The sequence below is a fragment of the Desulfocurvibacter africanus subsp. africanus DSM 2603 genome (genome assembly GCF_000422545.1).
Taxonomy (GTDB): Bacteria; Desulfobacterota; Desulfovibrionia; order Desulfovibrionales; family Desulfovibrionaceae; genus Desulfocurvibacter; species Desulfocurvibacter africanus.
Genome location: NZ_AULZ01000022.1, coordinates 37,867 through 54,512 on the forward strand (window position 1 = coordinate 37,867; position 16,646 = coordinate 54,512).

Annotated in this window: 13 protein-coding genes and 3 pseudogenes; 4 read left to right on the forward strand and 12 right to left on the reverse strand. The window is 56.7% G+C overall.

What is annotated here, in order from left to right; genetic code table 11:
* Positions 1–115: 115 nt before the first annotated feature.
* From H585_RS0114775 to H585_RS0114805, 7 genes and pseudogenes are all read right to left on the reverse strand, one after another.
* The gene (locus H585_RS0114775) at positions 116–2,230 is read right to left on the reverse strand and encodes a glycosyltransferase (RefSeq protein ID WP_027368373.1); all 2,115 of its coding nucleotides are present in this window, start codon (positions 2,228–2,230) and stop codon (positions 116–118) included.
* A complete protein-coding gene (locus H585_RS0114780; protein ID WP_005984186.1) occupies positions 2,212–3,237 on the reverse strand; it encodes a TylF/MycF/NovP-related O-methyltransferase in 1,026 nt (341 codons plus the stop codon). The genes H585_RS0114775 and H585_RS0114780 overlap by 19 nt, the downstream gene beginning before the upstream one ends.
* A 62-nt stretch (positions 3,238–3,299) precedes the next feature.
* A complete protein-coding gene (locus H585_RS0114785) occupies positions 3,300–4,241 on the reverse strand; it encodes a class I SAM-dependent methyltransferase (protein ID WP_027368374.1) in 942 nt (313 codons plus the stop codon).
* 47 nt (positions 4,242–4,288) lie between these two features.
* A complete protein-coding gene (locus H585_RS0114790) occupies positions 4,289–5,368 on the reverse strand; it encodes a glycosyltransferase family protein (RefSeq protein WP_027368375.1) in 1,080 nt (359 codons plus the stop codon).
* A gap of 797 nt (positions 5,369–6,165) precedes the next feature.
* A complete protein-coding gene (locus H585_RS22645) occupies positions 6,166–6,675 on the reverse strand; it encodes a transposase (protein ID WP_081678686.1) in 510 nt (169 codons plus the stop codon).
* Positions 6,676–6,742: 67 nt separating this feature from the next.
* Positions 6,743–7,237: pseudogene (locus H585_RS23725) on the reverse strand (helix-turn-helix domain-containing protein); the annotation flags it as partial.
* 180 nt (positions 7,238–7,417) lie between these two features.
* Positions 7,418–8,302, reverse strand: a complete 885-nt coding sequence (locus tag H585_RS0114805; protein WP_027368378.1) for an FkbM family methyltransferase — start codon at positions 8,300–8,302, stop codon at positions 7,418–7,420.
* Positions 8,303–9,206: 904 nt separating this feature from the next.
* Here H585_RS0114805 and H585_RS0114810 point away from each other — a divergent pair.
* Complete coding sequence (locus H585_RS0114810) at positions 9,207–9,419, forward strand: hypothetical protein (protein ID WP_027368379.1); 213 nt, start codon at positions 9,207–9,209, stop codon at positions 9,417–9,419.
* A gap of 44 nt (positions 9,420–9,463) precedes the next feature.
* Here H585_RS0114810 and H585_RS0114815 read toward each other — a convergent pair whose 3' ends face one another.
* The 3 genes from H585_RS0114815 to H585_RS0114825 all read right to left on the reverse strand — a co-directional run bounded on the left by H585_RS0114815 (position 9,464) and on the right by H585_RS0114825 (position 12,651).
* Positions 9,464–10,243, reverse strand: a complete 780-nt coding sequence (locus H585_RS0114815) for an ABC transporter permease (protein WP_027368380.1) — start codon at positions 10,241–10,243, stop codon at positions 9,464–9,466.
* Positions 10,240–10,851, reverse strand: a complete 612-nt coding sequence (locus tag H585_RS0114820) for an ABC transporter ATP-binding protein (RefSeq protein ID WP_244432564.1) — start codon at positions 10,849–10,851, stop codon at positions 10,240–10,242. The genes H585_RS0114815 and H585_RS0114820 overlap by 4 nt, the downstream gene beginning before the upstream one ends.
* 492 nt (positions 10,852–11,343) lie before the next feature.
* On the reverse strand, positions 11,344–12,651 hold the full coding sequence (locus H585_RS0114825; RefSeq protein WP_027368382.1) for a nucleotide sugar dehydrogenase: 1,308 nt from the start codon (positions 12,649–12,651) through the stop codon (positions 11,344–11,346).
* Positions 12,652–12,811: 160 nt separating this feature from the next.
* Between H585_RS0114825 and H585_RS23290 the strand changes: the two are divergent.
* The 3 genes and pseudogenes from H585_RS23290 to H585_RS21610 form a co-directional block, all read left to right on the forward strand.
* Positions 12,812–12,942, forward strand: a pseudogene (locus H585_RS23290) (integrase core domain-containing protein); the annotation flags it as partial.
* Between the two features lie 38 nt (positions 12,943–12,980).
* Positions 12,981–13,323: pseudogene (locus tag H585_RS23730) on the forward strand (transposase); the annotation flags it as partial.
* Positions 13,324–13,673: 350 nt separating this feature from the next.
* On the forward strand, positions 13,674–14,765 hold the full coding sequence (locus H585_RS21610) for a glycosyltransferase family 4 protein (protein ID WP_034628186.1): 1,092 nt from the start codon (positions 13,674–13,676) through the stop codon (positions 14,763–14,765).
* On the opposite strand, the gene H585_RS0114840 is transcribed toward H585_RS21610, so the two are convergent.
* Together H585_RS0114840 and H585_RS0114845 are read right to left on the reverse strand one after the other, a co-directional pair.
* Positions 14,734–15,756 carry a glycosyltransferase family 2 protein gene (locus tag H585_RS0114840; RefSeq protein ID WP_027368383.1) on the reverse strand — a complete coding sequence of 341 codons (1,023 nt, stop codon included), beginning with the start codon at positions 15,754–15,756 and terminating at the stop codon, positions 14,734–14,736. The two genes, H585_RS21610 and H585_RS0114840, sit on opposite strands and share 32 nt — an antisense overlap.
* A gap of 37 nt (positions 15,757–15,793) precedes the next feature.
* The gene (locus H585_RS0114845) at positions 15,794–16,636 is read right to left on the reverse strand and encodes a glycosyltransferase family A protein (protein ID WP_027368384.1); all 843 of its coding nucleotides are present in this window, start codon (positions 16,634–16,636) and stop codon (positions 15,794–15,796) included.
* Positions 16,637–16,646 lie beyond the last annotated feature (10 nt).

Sequence of the window (16,646 nt, forward strand, 5' to 3'; positions counted from 1 at the left end):
CGACTTCATTCGCAGCCCTCTGTCTTGGCCGGCAATCTAAGGTGTCTGCGCTCCAGCGTAGATTCCACCGCAAGGTGATGCCAGGGCCTTCATTAGAAAGGGTCCTTAATAACCTCTATCTTTTCTTCTCCGCAAGAATGCTCTCGTATAACTCTGTATATGCCTTTGCCTGTTTGAGAAGGTTGAACTCCTCAAGTGCCCGCTTTCTGCAATGCAGACGCACAGGGTTCGCGGCTCTCTTCTGCTCAAGAGCCCAGACCAAGCCGTCGCACAGGCCGCCCACATCGCCTGCCCCGGCAAGGTAGCCGGTTTCCATGTGCGTCACGATGTCAGGAACTCCACCAATGCGGAAACCAACCACTGGCGTGCCGCAAGCCAGTGACTCGATGCCCACGTTCGGCAGGTTGTCCTCCAAGGAGGGCAGGATGCACACATCCGCCAAGCTGTAAGCCTTGGCCATGTCTTCGGGGCTGTTCACATAGCCGAACTGGTATGCCTGGAATGGCAACGCCGCAGCAAGCTCGCTCGGGCAGTGGCCGATGATGGCAAGGGCGATGCCCTCGGAGCCAAGGCGTTCCCGGAGGCTACGCAGGGCATTGAATGAGTGCATGAAACCCTTGCGTTGGTTGGCCACGCTCTCAGCGCCGAAAAAGACCAGAAAGCTGTCCCTGGGAATCCCAAGTTGCTTGCGCAGGTCTTCTTGGTTGCCGAGCTTGAACACGTCGGTGTTCAAGCCGTAAGGGATGACATGCCTCGCCCTACCTCGCCACAGGGAACTTTTGCCGGCGCAGTCGCCAAGCCACTTGCTGGGAGTCACACAGGTCAGGTCCAGCAGGTCGAAGGTAGCCCTCTTCTTGGCCCAGATGCGTTCGGAAGCATCGCGTTTGTCCAGTGAGCCCAGAAGCGGGCAGCTTCCGCAACTCAAGGCGTACCTCTCACACCCGCCGCTGTAGTGGCAGCCCCCAGTCAGCGGATTCATGTCATGCATGGTCCAAACCACGGGCTTACTTGCCAGGGCCTCCACTTCGTGCTCAAAATCGATGATGCCGCCGACCCAGTGAAGGTTGATGATGTCCGCATCCTGGAAGCCCTTCAGAGATGCCAAACGCGTGTCCGAAAGGATATCTGTGAAGGCTTCCAGATACTGGGAGCGGTTAGGATACCGCGCCAATATGGCATGCCAGCGCGCGGAGTGTCGCGCGAGAGAGGGGGAGACGATCTTCCCATTTTTCTGGAGAAGTTCGCCCTGCCGCGAGGGAACGACTTCGATACTGGGATCATCTCCCTGCTTGGAAAGGACATACATTCGGCTGTCGACGCCTGTGGCGCGCAGACCATCGTGCAGACGAGCAGCCGCGATACCTGCTCCGCCATGGCCCCAGAGGGCGAAATGCGCGACCTTGAGGGGTTTCGAGCGGAGTGTCTGTGGAGCCCTCCTGGGCTTGGGCATGGGCTTAACAGCCTCCATGAACAGCGAGTCGGGCTTGCGCACCGAACCGTCCGGCTCCAGGTCCAAGCCATAGGCCTGGAAGCCAGAAATGGCCGAATCACCTGCGCCCAGACGGACAACATCCACAAATCCCGCATCCTGCAGAAGCCTGGTCAGGGAAATCCGGTCATACATCCATTGGTGTACTTCACCCGAGAGGCGGAAAGCGCCCAGAGCCGATGGTTCTTGACGGCCGCCCGTGTCATCGAGCACTGCGGGAGTTCGGCGCAAGCCCGCGAGACCGCCGCGAACTTCAGCGCCCATGCGCTCGATCACGAACTCCTCGGCCGGCATGGGCACACGTTTCCAGTGCTTGAGCATCTGCCCGCCCGGCTCATGTCGGACGAGTTGGTCCAGAAGCTCGATGGTCATCCATTCGTGGCGGTCTTCACCCTCAGGGTCGCTGTCAGCAGCCTGCTCCAGCGCCTGGAGATAGTTTCTGACTATGTCCTCCAGGTCAGGCACAACGACACGCAAGACTCCACCGGGCTTGAGTACGCGAAAGCATTCGCTCAGAAACCCTGGCGCTTTGCGCCGGGGAAAATGCTCAAGGAGATGGGAATGATACACCACGTCGAAAGAGGCGGAAGGAAAAGGAATACCCTTGTTGAGATCACAGGCAATGACTCCGGGGCCGGTGGCCTGGAAGTCCACGTTGGTCCAATCCGGGTGGAAGCGTCTGCCGCAACCAAGGTTGAGGAGCTTTCTTTCCACGCTTTGACTTAACGCTTTGTGAACCATACACCTATTCCGTCGATGGAGTGTAGTGCAAGATCGATGCAACGCCCGCTCGTGAACTCGTGGAGAGCCTTCCGGCAGCCTTCCCAATACCCGTAGTCATCAACCTGCACGTATCCGCCGGGCACGACCTGGTCATAAAGATTGGTAAGGATATCCAGTGTTGACTTGTACCAGTCTCCATCCATGTGCAGGAAGGCGATGGGGCCAATGACTCCGCGCATGCGAGGGAGGGTGTCTTCAAAGAAACCCTGGACGGGCGTGACGAACTCCGCCGCGCCAAGTGACGAAGTCGCGGAGAGGAGGCTTTCCAATGGCGCGGCGCATGTGCCACCACCCCAGCCTGCCTCCTCAGCGTGCATGCCGCCGTGGCGATCCTCCACGCCAGGACTCGGCAGGCCATCAAAAGTATCGAAGCTGAACAGCCGCGCTGTGCTCTTGCCGTGACGCTTGAGCACGGCGGCTATGAGCGCCGAACTGCCGCCCGCAGCTACGCCGCACTCCACGAAAGCGCCCTCAGGCCCCTCGCGACATACCCGTTTCGCATGGGTATATATCGCCCGGAGTCGCTGCTCGCCAACCATTGTATATGGCTTCACGATAGCATGGAGTTCTTCGAACTCGCCCGACCCATCGACTATACATGGGCCAGAACTCGCCATCTGAGTTAATTCCATCAGGAGAGCATTTGCTGAGGCGTTTTCGGGGAAATAACGCAACTCTTCCTTAAGAGCCTCTACGGCGGAGGGTGCCTGCCCAAGGAGCAACAAGGCCATGGCCCGTATCAGATCCAGATTCTGCACAGGTAGGCGGAAGGCTTTGGCTTTGATGACCAGTTGCAGGCATTCTCGGGCCATTCCCGTCTGAAGGAGCTCTTGGCAATGGCCGCAGATATCATGAAGCAAACCGCAAATGGAATTGCGCGCCTCTTTGCTCTCGCCAGCTGCGCTTAACAAGCGCCGACCTGCCACTAATAGCCGATCCACATTATGTACTATTTCCCTGGACACCCTCTGAACCTCCTAGCAGCATGCACACTGGAATCCGCACGAATCCGGCGGCTGCGTTACGTTCAATTCTTGCGGTACACAGCTATGACGGTATGGCCGTCGGGACGCACGGGATACCTGTCCAGCACGCCGGCCATGTGCTGCGCCAATCCGGCGGCAGCCGCCTCAAGGCGCATGTACTCCGGAGATATATCGAGCATCTTGCGCTTCGCCTTGGCTTCGACACTGCGCAGGGTCTCCACCAGAAGCGCCTTGCAGAACATCCTCGTGTGGTAGGGCTGGAGTTTCTCGTGTCGCAATTCCACTAGCGACATGCCAAACAGACCCGGCAGACGACGCAACGAATCGTCGCTCCAGAGCGTGAGATGATGCGGAGGCATGTTGAGGACCTCGTTTACGATCATGGAGAGGTACGAGTCCTCGCTAGGCACCGAGAGCAGGAGCAGACCGCCTGGCTTAACGCAGGCATGGAGCGCTTCCAGGAACGGGCGCGGGGCCGTCACGTGCTCAAGGACCTGAAAGGAGCAGGCGACATCGTAGTGCCCCGGCCTCTCGGCGGCGTGTTCCTCCACAGACTGCCGGCGAACGTGCAGCCCTTGCGCGACTGCCTCCTGCACGGCCTTGGGATTGAACTCCAGGCCCACGTACTCCTTGCACGTGAGGCGCTGGCCGAAAGCTCCACGGCCGCAGCCGACCTCCAGGAGTGTGTCGCCTGAAGATACGTGATTGGCGGCGAACGCGAATTCCTCTTTGGCATCCATGTAGTACCACGGGAACTGCTGCAGAGCTTCATAGAAAGCGGCGGAGCCGGCCACAGGCGGCGAGAAGAATGACAGGTCGCACACAGGGCAGCGATAAAGGCGTATCACTGGAGCGCCAACGAAATCCTCCGAGACGTCGAGGCCGTGTATCGTCTTGTAGAGCGCCACGATCTCGGAGGACTGGAACACCTCCACAAGGTTGCGCACCTTGCTCGCGCATAAGGGGCACTGCTTCTCAAGCATTTTCATTCCTCATTCCACCACTCATTTTCCTGACATAAAGCATTCTATTATAAGCGCTTACGCAGAATCGCATCGAGTTCCGCCGCTCGGCTCTCTAGGGAATGCTCCGTCTGGCAACGCCGCATGCCCCGTTCGGCGATCGCCTCCCGCTCTGCATCATGCTCGATGTAATAGGCGGCTTTCTCAAGGAACTCCTCTTCACTGCCGAATGTCACGATTTCGCGGTCAGGCTCAAAATATCGACTGATATTCGCGTGGTGCTGGGTCATCAGGAAGGCTCCCACGCCTGTTGTTTCGAAAAGCCTCATGTTCCCGGCCTCGCCTCCCGCTAGGTCAATCTCGGCATTGAAGGAGATGCGGCCACGGCGCAGGGTTCTGAACATGTCGAGCCCCCATTTGGCAGAGTGCATGACGGATTCAAGAGCGCTGGACATCTTGCCTGAGCTGTTGACGTGCAGGTGGTATTCAAGCTTCCAGCCTTTGCTCCTGGCTTGCATGGCAGCGCGGAATAGCATCCGATTTCGTGCAGCGTGCTCCGGGGTCCACTGCCCACAGAAAATCAGGTCGAGATCGGCTGTCTGATCCTTTACCGCATCGTGGACAAAGCCAGGAAAGCCCGGATAGAAGAATTCGGCTTCCCGCGCCCCATGCTCTAGGGCCTTCTTTCTGCACCCGGAGAGATGCGAAAGGATAAGATCGAATTCTTGCCAGTCGGTGTCCGGCGGAATGTTCGCAGCCCGCCATCCGGAGACGATCCTCGGTCTGACGGCCAGAGTTCTGACGAATTGTGATTGAAATGCGACACTATCCGAAACAAAAAGCACATCGGGTGCAAAGGACTCGATCTGCAGGCGCAGCACATCAATTATGCTTGCGCCCGCGGCGAGTCTCGCTGGGTTATTCTGAGCCATCCACGCGGCTTGCAGTTGAGGGACGTTGGCCAGCACAATGCGCGAATCCCAGCCCAGGTCCCGCATGGGCAACCCGAAATAATGTAGGGCCCCGAAACCGTCTCTGAGGATTACGTTCAGCTGCTTTTCATAAGGCAGGTGGGCCAACGCGGGGTGGCGCGCGTAGAGGGCCTCGGAATATGCCGGATAGAACGTCAGTACTTGTAGGAACTTCATCGACCTACGCTCCGGAATCCGTTGCGGTAAGACCTGGCCGACTCGCCCATGCTTAAGTTGAGTGCGCCAATCCTGGGATCAGATCTCCTGCCAGTATCAGCGTTCCTGTCGAGCATTATCGGCACTCCCTTTGAAACCATGCTGCTCGTTAGCAAAGAGTCCTCCGGCTAGGCAGGAGTTCATTCCCACAGTCAACGCAGCCCCAACTCCAGTTTGATGAGTTGCCAGATGAACATCATGTGGCTCCCGGTGGCCACAATCCGCTTGTGTCCGTCGGTATTTCCGGCAAGAATCAAAAATTTGGGCTCGTAAACGCTGCTCGCAATGGCGGGCTACATCAAAGGCGTTAATTTAGTCCACCTACTGCCGCCTCAACTGTCGCTCTTCAAAGCATGACGTTGGACTTTATGTCACAAGTTCAGGAGGTGCAGCCTTTGGTCTTCCCTTGACGACCATTATCCAAGCTCTAGCCACCTAACAAGTTTTAGAAATTGGCCAGCCCGCTGCCTGCTCAAGGCCTATGGGACCGATTTCGTCATGGTACGTTTTTGCAATAATCTTGCCGAGGACAGCCTTCATAATTTCCGTAGTGGCAAGCACGGACTGGCTGAACTGCACAAGAGCTTACTTTTTCCAGGCGCATCCCATTTATTAAGCATGTGGTAGAGCGTTTCGCCCAATGCCACACCAATTGACGCAGGATAGTTCGATGCCAGTCCGCAGCCCCTTACAGCACCCAGTGAGCCACCACGGGATAAACAGCAATAGAGGTTCATCTTAGTAAAGGACATGCTTAGTCAGGCGACGCAGAAGCCGCGCATTTGAGGCCTGCACCTGCTGAGGACCTCGTCTGGCTTGCTCGCGATGGAGACGGCAAAGCCTCTAAGGGCGATCTTGAGTGCCTCGACGCTCTGCCAGCAGTAGTTGTAGGACAAGGTCTCCTTGGCCCACCTGATGAAGTACTCGCAGGCGTTCATCTGTGGGGAGTAGGCCGGCAAGCGGTGCTCTCGAATCCTGCTTGCCTGGAGTTCATCCCTGACAGCTTGACTCCGATGCCAAGGCGCATTGTCCCAAACCATATCAATCCGGTAGCTCGGCAGACTGCGCCTGAGTTTCTTCAGGAACCTGGCCGTGGTATTCTGGTCGAAACGCTTGACCTGCATGGTCACCACCTTGCCTCTGGGCCTGATTACCGCTGTATAGAACAGTGTCTTTTTTCCCTGGCGATGAAGAGTCGACCTCGGCAGGCACTCCTTTTCTGAACCAGCCTTTCCTCGGCAGCGCCTCCTGCCAGATCTGCCCCTGATCCACGTAGGCCGTCACCGAGTTGGCAGAGCGCTGCCGCTCCACGGCTTCAAGGTCTTGCGCGAACTCTCTTTGCTTTTGCGGGTCGGCCTTGATGAACCGTTTTGCCGGAACCTTGTGCCGATAGTCCAAAAGATGCAGGTACTGCCGAGCCGTTTCCCCGGCGGTTTTCTTTCCAAAAACCTGCAGAGCGAAGGCCAGGACCAAGGGCGCGGTCCAGCGTCCGGTCTTAAACCTCGCCTCCCGAGGATGTGGTGACACGGCTTTGTCCAGGATTTCAAGCTCCTGCTGGCTTAGGATTCTGCCTGGATTGCCCTTCCAGCCCGAGACAAGCCCCTCCACGCCGCTGTCGTTGAAACGCCGTATCCAAGTGGTGACGGCGTTTCTATTCCTGCCGAGTTTCCTGGCCACGCTCGTCCTGGACTGTCCACCGGCCACAAGCGACAGCGCCATGAGCCATTCTCGAAGATGCCTGTCAGGAGCCGCAATGGCTCTTTTCAGTAGCGATTCCGGGGTCTCTCCCCACCTTGGGTCTAACCGGATAATCCGGACGCCTCCTCGCATGGGATAGCATCCAGCTAACCCTCATCCGCCAGCTTTCAAGCGGGTGTCATTATAACTGCATATCTGGAACCCAACATTCACGAGGGGGGGTGTCGGCTGAAATGCCGAGCTTGTCTGTAAACCTCCCTCGCTTAGTGCCAGTAGAAGGTTGAAACCTCCGGCGAGTTTGAGGTCCCGCACTCAACTCGCAATTTTGATCTTCCCGAGCAGAGGACTTCCCTTAGGCAAAATGGCGATGTTCTGGAAGGCGAACAGCTCATGGGTCAGAGGCCGGTAATCGCCCAAATGAGCCAAGCCATCAGGGAGAAGCCGGAAGAAGTAGTGCCCAGGAAAAATGTCAATGATGTCTTTGAAGAATGTGCTTGAGTAGACGTTCATCTCATTGAACTCTATCTGAACAACTCCGAAGCGCCCTGCGAGGATCGATTCCCTTGCGCCCCTGAGCACCTGCAACTCATGGCCTTCCGTGTCGATCTTCAGCAGAGTTGCGCATTCCAGACGCTTCTCAGCAAGGAAAGAATCTAGGGTTGTCAGTCGAACCTGCCTGGAAGCCGAGGGCTTGCCGAAGTTCTTCTCGATGACGTCCTTGTATAGCGTGGCGTGCGAGGAGCCGTGCGCGTCGGCATAGTCGAATATAGGCAAAGCACCCTCAGCGTCGGACATGCCGAGGTTGAAGGCTTCGAAGTCCATTTCGGCCGCGCTGGCGCTCAAGGTCGCGTAGGACTCCGGGTGCGGCTCGAAGGCGTATACCGCTGCGTTCGGCTTACACTTCTTGACCAGCCTAGAATACTTGCCCACATTTGCACCGACATCGAGGACCACAGGGGATTCGGACAATCCGAGGACTGCCTGGAGAAAATGGCGCTCGCCAGAAATATACTCGTTTTGATAGTTCAGGATGCCCAGACCGTGCACGGAGAGATTAAACAGGTGCCGATGAAAGGCATAGTTATCGACGCTTAGCAACTTGCTCAGATTGTTCCCGTAGAATTCCAAAAAGTCCTTGCAGAGCTGTTCAGGGTCACCATTTATGGCCCGAAATCCCTCAGTAGTGCTGTTTCCCATGCTTCACTCGCTAACGTATTACGGTGGTTTCTTCGAAAAAGAAATAAATTAGAGCATTCTTGTCAGATTTATTTGGTGCTCATCTTAATAATCAAAACTTGTGTATCTTTGCGGTTAAATCATGAATGCAAGCCTAGAGGCAGTGCAAACTACTGCTTATAATATTTCTACTCAGATCCACATCGAAATCTTTGTATAAAAGAATCAAGAGGTGTCACACACATTCAGCGAGCAAACATCTTATTCGAGATGGCTGTTGGTTTATTTAATTTTAAATTTGAGGCCAGCGTTTAAAGCGCTTTCAATTTTTATACCACCGAGTCCAATGATTATTTAATTTGCTCGTAAGGCAGGATGCAGCATTTACGATGTCAGACATGACTGCTCACATGAATCCGCCGCGGCCAAGACTGAGATACGGATTCCAGCGCTAGTAATAACCCGGAATATCTGCACATGACTCCGGGGCGGGCCATATACGTGCATTTGAGATTTGCAACCCAGTGGCGCATCCTCCTGCGTGGCTGTACGTTTTCGATAGGAACCTGCTTCGCAATGTCGAGCGCCCTGTTTGCATCCGCTAATCTTTTGACATGTGCAGGTCTATCCGAACAGAGCAACAGGGCGATTAGTCCGTCACTCGTTTTGGATTGGAGTGCCTGGTGACATCCGCGAGCGTGGGAGTCCTTAGGGGTCAAGACGACGGAGTCTCGCAAGGGCATTACGTCGTAAGAGCTTTTGGTTACGATAGACCTCCTTCGAGTGCGGCGTGGTAGCCGCAGTTCGGATCGTCATGACGATGACGATAGTCGTGCGGATGCTCCTACTTTAGGAGAGCAAGCGGACATGGTGTTCGGCTGAGTTCAAGGCCAAGGTAGCTAAAGAGGCCATCAAGGGGGATGATATGCTCGCCCATCTGGCAGCGAGCTTTAGCGTGCATTCGAACCAGATGGCGCAGTGGAAGAAGCAGTCACCAGTTTATCCGTGGGATACCAAGCGAGGTATGGTCACTATCGACATGATGAAAGCCAAATTCAAAGGGGGGTATCAAAGCATACGCTTCCTGAGGGCATGGCGTCCGTCAATGAATTCGCGCCAATACCCGATCCTGCTCTGATTGTAGCTGGAACTGCGGCAATCTGGACTGGATTGTCTTATCTGTCAGATAATTAATCTATGACCCGAGCCGAAGCAGCGGCGGCGGACCCAAAGTACTGCAGCCACCGAGCACAGGGCCGTGGAGCCGACGAGCATGAGCATGACCACGATCTGATAACGGATGGCCGTCATGGGGTCGGCTCCGGCTAGGATTTGGCCTGTCATCATGCCGGGCAGGAACACAAGCCCCACGCCCATGAGCGAGGCGATGGACGGCATCATGCCTGCGCGCACGGCGGCGGCCACAACGTCGCGGCTGGCCTCGTTTACGTCGGCCCCGAGCGTCAGACGCATCTCCACGGCGTCCCGGCCCGAGCGAAGTTCCGAGAAGAGCCGCTCCAGGGATACCGCCAGGGCGGTCATTGAGTTGCCGATGACCATGCCCGCGATGGGCAGGAAGTAGCGCGGCTCCCACCAGGGTTTGGCCCCAACGATGACCCCGACCACAAGCACCGAGACAAGCGAGTAGCTCGCGAGCATGGACAGTAATACCGGCATGCCGTAGGCCGCCGAGACCTTGCCCACCCGGCCGCGCACGATGTGCGCAGCGGAAACAATCATGACGAGGAAAATGGCCAGCGTGGGCCAGGGAGAGCCAAGACCGAAGACGATGCTCAGCACGTAACCCATGATGAACAGTTGGATGAAGGTGCGCGCCGTGCCGATGGCCAGGTCGCGACCTAGACGCAGCCCAAAGGCGAGCGACGCCAGCCCGGCCAAGAGGATGAAGATAAGGCCCAGGGCCAGCTCCCAGGGGCCGATGTCGGGAATCGCCGGATTCATACTGCCTCCACGCGGCCGTCGTACACGGCCAGGATCGTATGCTTTATGGCTGGCCGCCACTCGCCGTGGCTGACAATGACAACGGTCAGCCCTTGGGAATGGAGCCGCACAAGGTCTTCATGCACGGCGGTCGCGCTTTCCGGGTCCAGCGCCGCCGTGGGTTCGTCCAAAAGCAGCGCTCGCGGTGAGAGGAGCATGGCCCGGATGAGGCAGAGCCGCTGGCGCTGGCCCACGGATAAGGCCAAAGCCTGCTGTTCAAGGCTCACTCCCCGCAGGTGGAAGCTTCTGATGTGTGCCTCCAGGGTGGCGTCGTCAGGCCTTGGCAGGTCCCAGTTGGCCTTGAAAGTGAAGGGCAGGAGCAGGTTCTCGCGCACACTGCCCGGCAGGAGCACCGGCTGCTGCTGCGTATAGGGGATCTGACGCCGCAAAAGCTCCGGGGGAAGATCGGTTATGGGCCTGCCGTCGAAGAGTACCTCGCCGGAGGTCGGCTCCTCCAGGCGACAGAGCAGGCGCAGAAGCGTCGATTTGCCAGCTCCGGATGGACCGCGCACGAGAACGAACGAGCCCGAGGCGATCTCAAGGGACAGATCCCTGAAGATTGGAGCCATGTTAGAACGTCCAAAATGTAACTGCCTCAAAGTGAACATCGCCGGCATTTGGATTCCTTAAAAAGCTTAGTATTCAGCTGGTCCAAAACAGTACCTTATGCGCGAAGAGGTTCGCCGCATCAATGGCCGGTCCGCAAGCTAGAGCGGATTTCCGCAAAGCTCGCCAATAAGCGCAATGGCCGGGAAGTCGCAAGTCGGAAGTAGTAGACGCTACCGCGTTGGAAGAGGTGAGAGGAGCGGGTCTCGATCTCCTTCATGCCATCCCTAGAGGGAGATTCAGAACCCATTTCTAGGGCGATAAGAGCAAACTAGCCTGTAGAAGTGTATTTATGCACACTGGCCATCATCACTGCAGTCCCTAGTTGCTACCACTTTGTCCTAGCACTTTGCCCTAATGTGAAGGCAGATAAGGCTGGAGGGTAGTCGCGCTTAAACGCGTAATGCGAGGTGCTCTTCGCAATTTGGTGACTTCGGTCTGCGAAGCGTACGGCATCATGCCCTGTATATCTTGCCTGCCGCCTGGGGATATCTTCCCCTGGTGTCGACGATCACCCGCGCATTCTCCTCGATGAGCTTCCAGTCGAACCTGTCGTGATCCGTGGCCACGAGCACGAGGTCGTATCCTGCGAGAATTTCAGGGGTGAGCGTCACGCTGCGCATGTCGAAGCTGTACTTGCGCACCTGGGGCAAGACAGGCACATGTGGGTCCGAGTAATCGACCTGGGCTCCAAGTCCCTGTAGCTTGGCAATAAGCGCCAAGCCTGGCGATTCGCGGGTGTCATCCACGTTCTTCTTGTAGGCAGCCCCAAGCACGAGGATGCGCGAGCCATTGACGGCCTTTCTGTGCTCGTTGAGAGCAGCCATGATCTTGCCGACCACGTAGTCGGGCATGGCCGTATTCACTTCGCCGGCTAGTTCAATGAACCTGGTGGTCACGCCATACTCGCGGGCCTTCCAGGTCAGGTAGAACGGGTCGATAGGGATGCAGTGCCCGCCAAGCCCTGGACCAGGATAAAAAGGCATGAAACCGAACGGCTTGGTGGCTGCGGCGCGTATGACTTCGAAGATATCCAAGCCCATGCGCTCGGCCACGATCTTCAGTTCATTGACCAGCGCGATATTCACGGCCCGGAAGGTGTTCTCAAGGATTTTGGTCATTTCCGCAGCCTGGGTCGAACTAACGGGCACGATAGTCTCAATGACGCTCTGGTAAAGCGCCAGCCCAACCTCAAGGCAGGCGTCGGTCTCGCCGCCGCAAACTTTTGGGATTGTATTCGTGTTGTACTTTGGATTGTTCGGATCTTCTCGCTCTGGTGAGAATACGAGGAAAAAGTCTTGGCCAATGGTAAACCCGCGCTCTTCGATCCTCGGGCGCAGCTCCTCGTGCGTGGTGCCCGGATAGGTCGTGCTCTCCAGCGACAGAACCTGGCCGGTCTTCAGGTGAGGGAGCACGGACAGGAGCGAGTTGATCACGAAAGAGAGGTCAGGCTCCCGGTGCTCATTGAGCGGAGTGGGCACGCACAAGATGAGGGCGTCAACTTCAGAGGCGCGGGAGTAGTCGGTGGTGGGCACGAATACCCCCTGGGCACCGGCTGCCTGGAACTGCCTGGCATCGACATGCTCAATGTATGAGCGACCCTCCATGAGGGCGGTGACCTTCTTCTCGTCGATGTCGAAGCCGTATACCGTAAAGCCCTTCTGCAGGTAAAGCTTGGCTAACGGCAGGCCAACGTAGCCGAGTCCGACGATGCCGATGCAAGCGGATTTGGCTTGGAGCTTGCGGAGGAGTTGAATTTTCATTCTGTCTCGGTTTATTGCGAATGAGATAAAAATTAACATCAAGGTAGAGATAGAGGATAATAGCACAAATTACAGCTTCTGACTATTACCTTCGATCTCACAGAGACCCAATTATCTTCTGAAGTTTGGCTCAAAGTGGGAGGATATCTACAATCGGCTGGACGCCAGAACCGTTCTGGCTCAGCTCTCGGCCTGGTTTGAGGACTACAACGAAAACCATCCTCACAGGGATTGCGGTTGAAGTCGCCCAGGCAGTTCATCCGTTCACTGGCAAACGTGGGGTGTCCGGTTTGGCGTGGGCAACTCCATGCGTGGCGGTCCTTGAGCAGGCGCTTTTGCATTACGGCGCTCCTGAGATCTTCAACACCGACCAGGGAGCCAGTTTACGAGCCTTGAGTTCACAAGGGCGCTCAGGGCTTCCGGAGTCAGGATCTCCATGGACAGTAAGGGCCGGTGGGTGGACAATGTTATGGTCGAGCGGTTGTGGCGTTCGCTCAAGTACGAGTGCGTCTACCTGCACGCCTTTGAAACAGGGAGCGAGGTCCGCCAGGGCTAAAAAAATGGCTTGGCTACTACAACGCAAGCCGTCCCCACCCCAGTCTGGACGGCAGGACCCCCGACGAAGTATGTGTGGAAGCCAAGATGCCTGGACCTGGAAATGCTCTGGCATAGCATCGTCCCGCCTGGCGGCGTAAACTGTAACTCGGCTACACCCTATTTCCGCCGCCGACCTGTCCAAACAATCGGGACCACCTCTGAGGCAAGGTGGAGGAGGGCTGAAGAAGGGGCAAGCTTATAAGTGACGAATAAGGTATCTATGCCTTTCTATCGAAGGCATCTTTCTTAACCTCGGCTTGACATGTCCAGGTCGCCTGCTGTGGATCAACTCTTGCAAATGCAGCAGATTAGCTATAACTGTGAATAGAGAATTGAGCAGTTCGATAGTTTTTTAGGCTGTATATTTCTTACCTGCTAATTAATTTCCAAGGCAATGCTGGCAAATCGGCAGTGAACTAGCATTTATGAAGGTACTTCATATTACTCTATCGTCAGCTCCAGGGGGAGGCCCTGAACATGTGTGGCAGTTGGTTCGCCAACTGATCACGTTTGGTGTGTGTCCTATGGTTGCTGCTCCGCATGGGGGGCCATACTGGGCTCGCTTTGTGGATACTGTTAAAGAGCAGCACATGCTGCGCATGCCGGAGCGTAAGTTGTCAGGCATGGCTCTGTTCCGCTTAGTCGACTATGCTCGCAGCAAAGGGGTGGATATCTTACATTCCCACGGAAAGGGCGCGGGCTTGTATGGTAGACTGGCTTCCCTCATGACTGGAATTCCGTGCGTGCATACATATCATGGGATTCATATCCAATATAAAGCACCGTTGAGGCAAATGTACATTCTTCTGGAAAAGCTGCTGGGACGGGTTACGTCCGGGGCGATCGCTGTATCCAGGGGTGAAGGCGAGCAGGTGGGTGAATTGAGGTTTAGCCCACTGTGGCGTCTCCATGTGGTGCCCAACGGGGTCAAGGTTCCGGATGACATCCAGCCTTACGCCTCACGGGGAGCTTTCCGCGTGGTCCATATTTCGCGTTTTGATCCGGTGCAAAAGAACAGCGAGGCTTTGGCCGGGATCGCCTTGGCGCTCAGGAGGCTGTCGGGCATCGACGATGTGGAGTTCATCCTCATTGGCGAGGGCGAGCGTCTTGCAAAGCTGAAGGAGGCGGTACGGGCCGCCAATCTGGAGAGACATTTTCGTTTCGAAGGCTTTCAGCCCAACCCGAGGAGCTATCTGCAAGGGGCGGGCTGCTACCTGTCCACCTCACGCTGGGAGGGAATGCCCTTGGCAGTGCTGGAGGCGATGGCCGAGGGGGTTCCGGTCGTGGCCTCTGACGTGGTGGGCAATCGTGATGCCGTGGAGCACGGGATGACGGGATTCCTTTTCCCGCTGGATGATCATTCGGCCGCAGCGCGGCAGATCATGGTCCTGAAATGCGATGGGGCTTTACGGCAGACGATGAGTAAGGCGGCGCATCAGATGGCCCGGGAGCGCTTTAGCCTGGAGCGGATGGCGCGAGAGACCGTCAAGGTTTACCAGGAGGTTCTGAAAGCGTGATGGCCGCCAGTCGGGCGCGGGGCTTGCCAATGTTTCCCTTCAAGCCATCCCAGGCTGCGACCAGCACGAGGCCGATCCTGTCGATCTGCCCCCGCTTGATCCGGTTCAGGATCACGCCCAGGTAGCTGAGCAGCGTGAGGGGCAGCGCGGCGGGGTAGTAATTGCGCATGAGCCAAACCCTGTTGCGGAGCGACAGATAATCCACAAGCCGGCTGCGCCTGGGGGTACGGCCATCCCGCGCCCCGGCGGCCCCACTGCTTCCGCCTTCCTTGTGGAGCACGCGGCTTGCTGGAGCCCAGGCGAGTCCGTACCCGGCCCTGAGAGCGCGCATGCCCCATTCGGCGTCCTCGTAATAGAGGAAATACTCTTCGGCCAGCAGGCCGATTCCTTCCAGTGTCCCGCGCCTTGCGAGAAGCGAGGCCCCGCATACGTAGGCCATGCCGTTCTCGATGGGCTCGGGATCCCTGGAGATCACGGCGGAGAGCGGCTTCCCGCCGAGCAGGAAGGCCGTGACGCCCGTCAGAGGCGAAAGGGTACAGCCTCCCGCGCATTGGACCATGTCCGGCTCGTGCGCATAGCACAGGGTGGAGCCGCAGAAACCGGCATCCTGCCGCTGGTTGAGCCGTGCGCACAGGGCGTCCAGGGCATCGGGCGCAGGCTCGGTGTCATTGTTGAGCAGCCAGAACGCTCGGCAACACTCATCCTGCATGGCTAAGCGCAAGCCCACGTTGTTGCCACTGGAGAAACCTCCGTTCTCTCCCAGGGGCAGTAGGATTTTGCTGGCTTCGGGCAACGGATCTCCCTCGCAATATAGCACGGGGGCAGACCCCCCATGCTTCTGCGCAAGAGTCGTCCAGCCATCCTTTAGACGTGCGACTTCTTCTTCGCCCGAGCCATTATCCACAATAATGATGCGCCGAGGAGCGGTCTCAAGCCGCTGAAGGGCCTCCACGCAGATCAGGGTATCGGCAGCGCCCTTGTAGTTGAGCACGATGACAGCACTGCTACTCGCATTTAGCTCATGCAAATCAGCCTCTCCCCAAATGATACTTTATCCGCTGGCGCAACCGCCACTCAAGGCGGAGGACCGGCGCGAGAAGCTTCCAGGATAAAAGGCATTCGCGTTGGGCTCTATCTTCACGCAGACGACGACAATCTATGAAGAGCGCTTCAGTATGTTTCTCGTATAATCGCCGATGTGATCGGAATACAGCCAGAGCGGCTTGATCTCTAGTTTGATCAATTTCCATGCGCGCTGTACGCGACGCTCCTTTCACGCGGTAATGAAAAAGCACTTCATTGATTCTATGTGCCTGCGCCCCATTGCTTAGCAGGGCCAGCCAGAAAGCATGATCTTCAAGTCCCAGTGCAAGCGATTCATCGTAGCCGCCTACGGACACCCACTCCTGCTTACGAAAAAGAGCCGTAGCAAAGATCATATTATCCAGCAGCAGTTCCTCGAAGCTGAAGGGAGGAAGATTCCAACTGCCACTTTTAAGACCGAACATGTCCGCCCGACAGTAGCACACAGCTACTTCTGGATGCATATCCAAGACAGAGACTGCCTTGGCTAAGTAGCTTGGATCTATTATATCGTCAGCATCAAGTGGTAGTATGTAATCACCAGTTGCATGGATGATGCCTATGTTGCGTGCTGCCGCAGGCCCATACTTCCCATTGGGAGTGGACAGAACTGTTATTCCCTGAGTGCGTAGATCCTCAAGGGTTAGCAATGTCTTAGTATCGGTTGAATGATCATCGACAATAATGAGTTCTTTATCTTGATGGGTCTGGGCGAGGGCGCTCTCTACGGCTTCACGTAGGTATACCCCATCATTATGGCAAGGAGTGACAATGGAAACACGGCTCATATGTAACTCT

What these genes read in the sequence shown, in the direction of transcription:
- H585_RS0114790 (WP_027368375.1), bottom strand. Translation starts at nt 5,368, where the DNA reads ATGAAGTTCCTACAAGTACTGACGTTCTATCCGGCATATTCCGAGGCC.
- H585_RS21610 (WP_034628186.1), top strand. Translation starts at nt 13,674, where the DNA reads ATGAAGGTACTTCATATTACTCTATCGTCAGCTCCAGGGGGAGGCCCT.
- H585_RS0114775 (WP_027368373.1), bottom strand. Translation starts at nt 2,230, where the DNA reads ATGGTTCACAAAGCGTTAAGTCAAAGCGTGGAAAGAAAGCTCCTCAAC.
- H585_RS0114825 (WP_027368382.1), bottom strand. Translation starts at nt 12,651, where the DNA reads ATGAAAATTCAACTCCTCCGCAAGCTCCAAGCCAAATCCGCTTGCATC.
- H585_RS0114810 (WP_027368379.1), top strand. Translation starts at nt 9,207, where the DNA reads ATGCTCGCCCATCTGGCAGCGAGCTTTAGCGTGCATTCGAACCAGATG.
- H585_RS0114815 (WP_027368380.1), bottom strand. Translation starts at nt 10,243, where the DNA reads ATGAATCCGGCGATTCCCGACATCGGCCCCTGGGAGCTGGCCCTGGGC.
- H585_RS0114845 (WP_027368384.1), bottom strand. Translation starts at nt 16,636, where the DNA reads ATGAGCCGTGTTTCCATTGTCACTCCTTGCCATAATGATGGGGTATAC.
- H585_RS0114820 (WP_244432564.1), bottom strand. Translation starts at nt 10,851, where the DNA reads ATGGCTCCAATCTTCAGGGATCTGTCCCTTGAGATCGCCTCGGGCTCG.
- H585_RS0114805 (WP_027368378.1), bottom strand. Translation starts at nt 8,302, where the DNA reads ATGGGAAACAGCACTACTGAGGGATTTCGGGCCATAAATGGTGACCCT.
- H585_RS0114785 (WP_027368374.1), bottom strand. Translation starts at nt 4,241, where the DNA reads ATGCTTGAGAAGCAGTGCCCCTTATGCGCGAGCAAGGTGCGCAACCTT.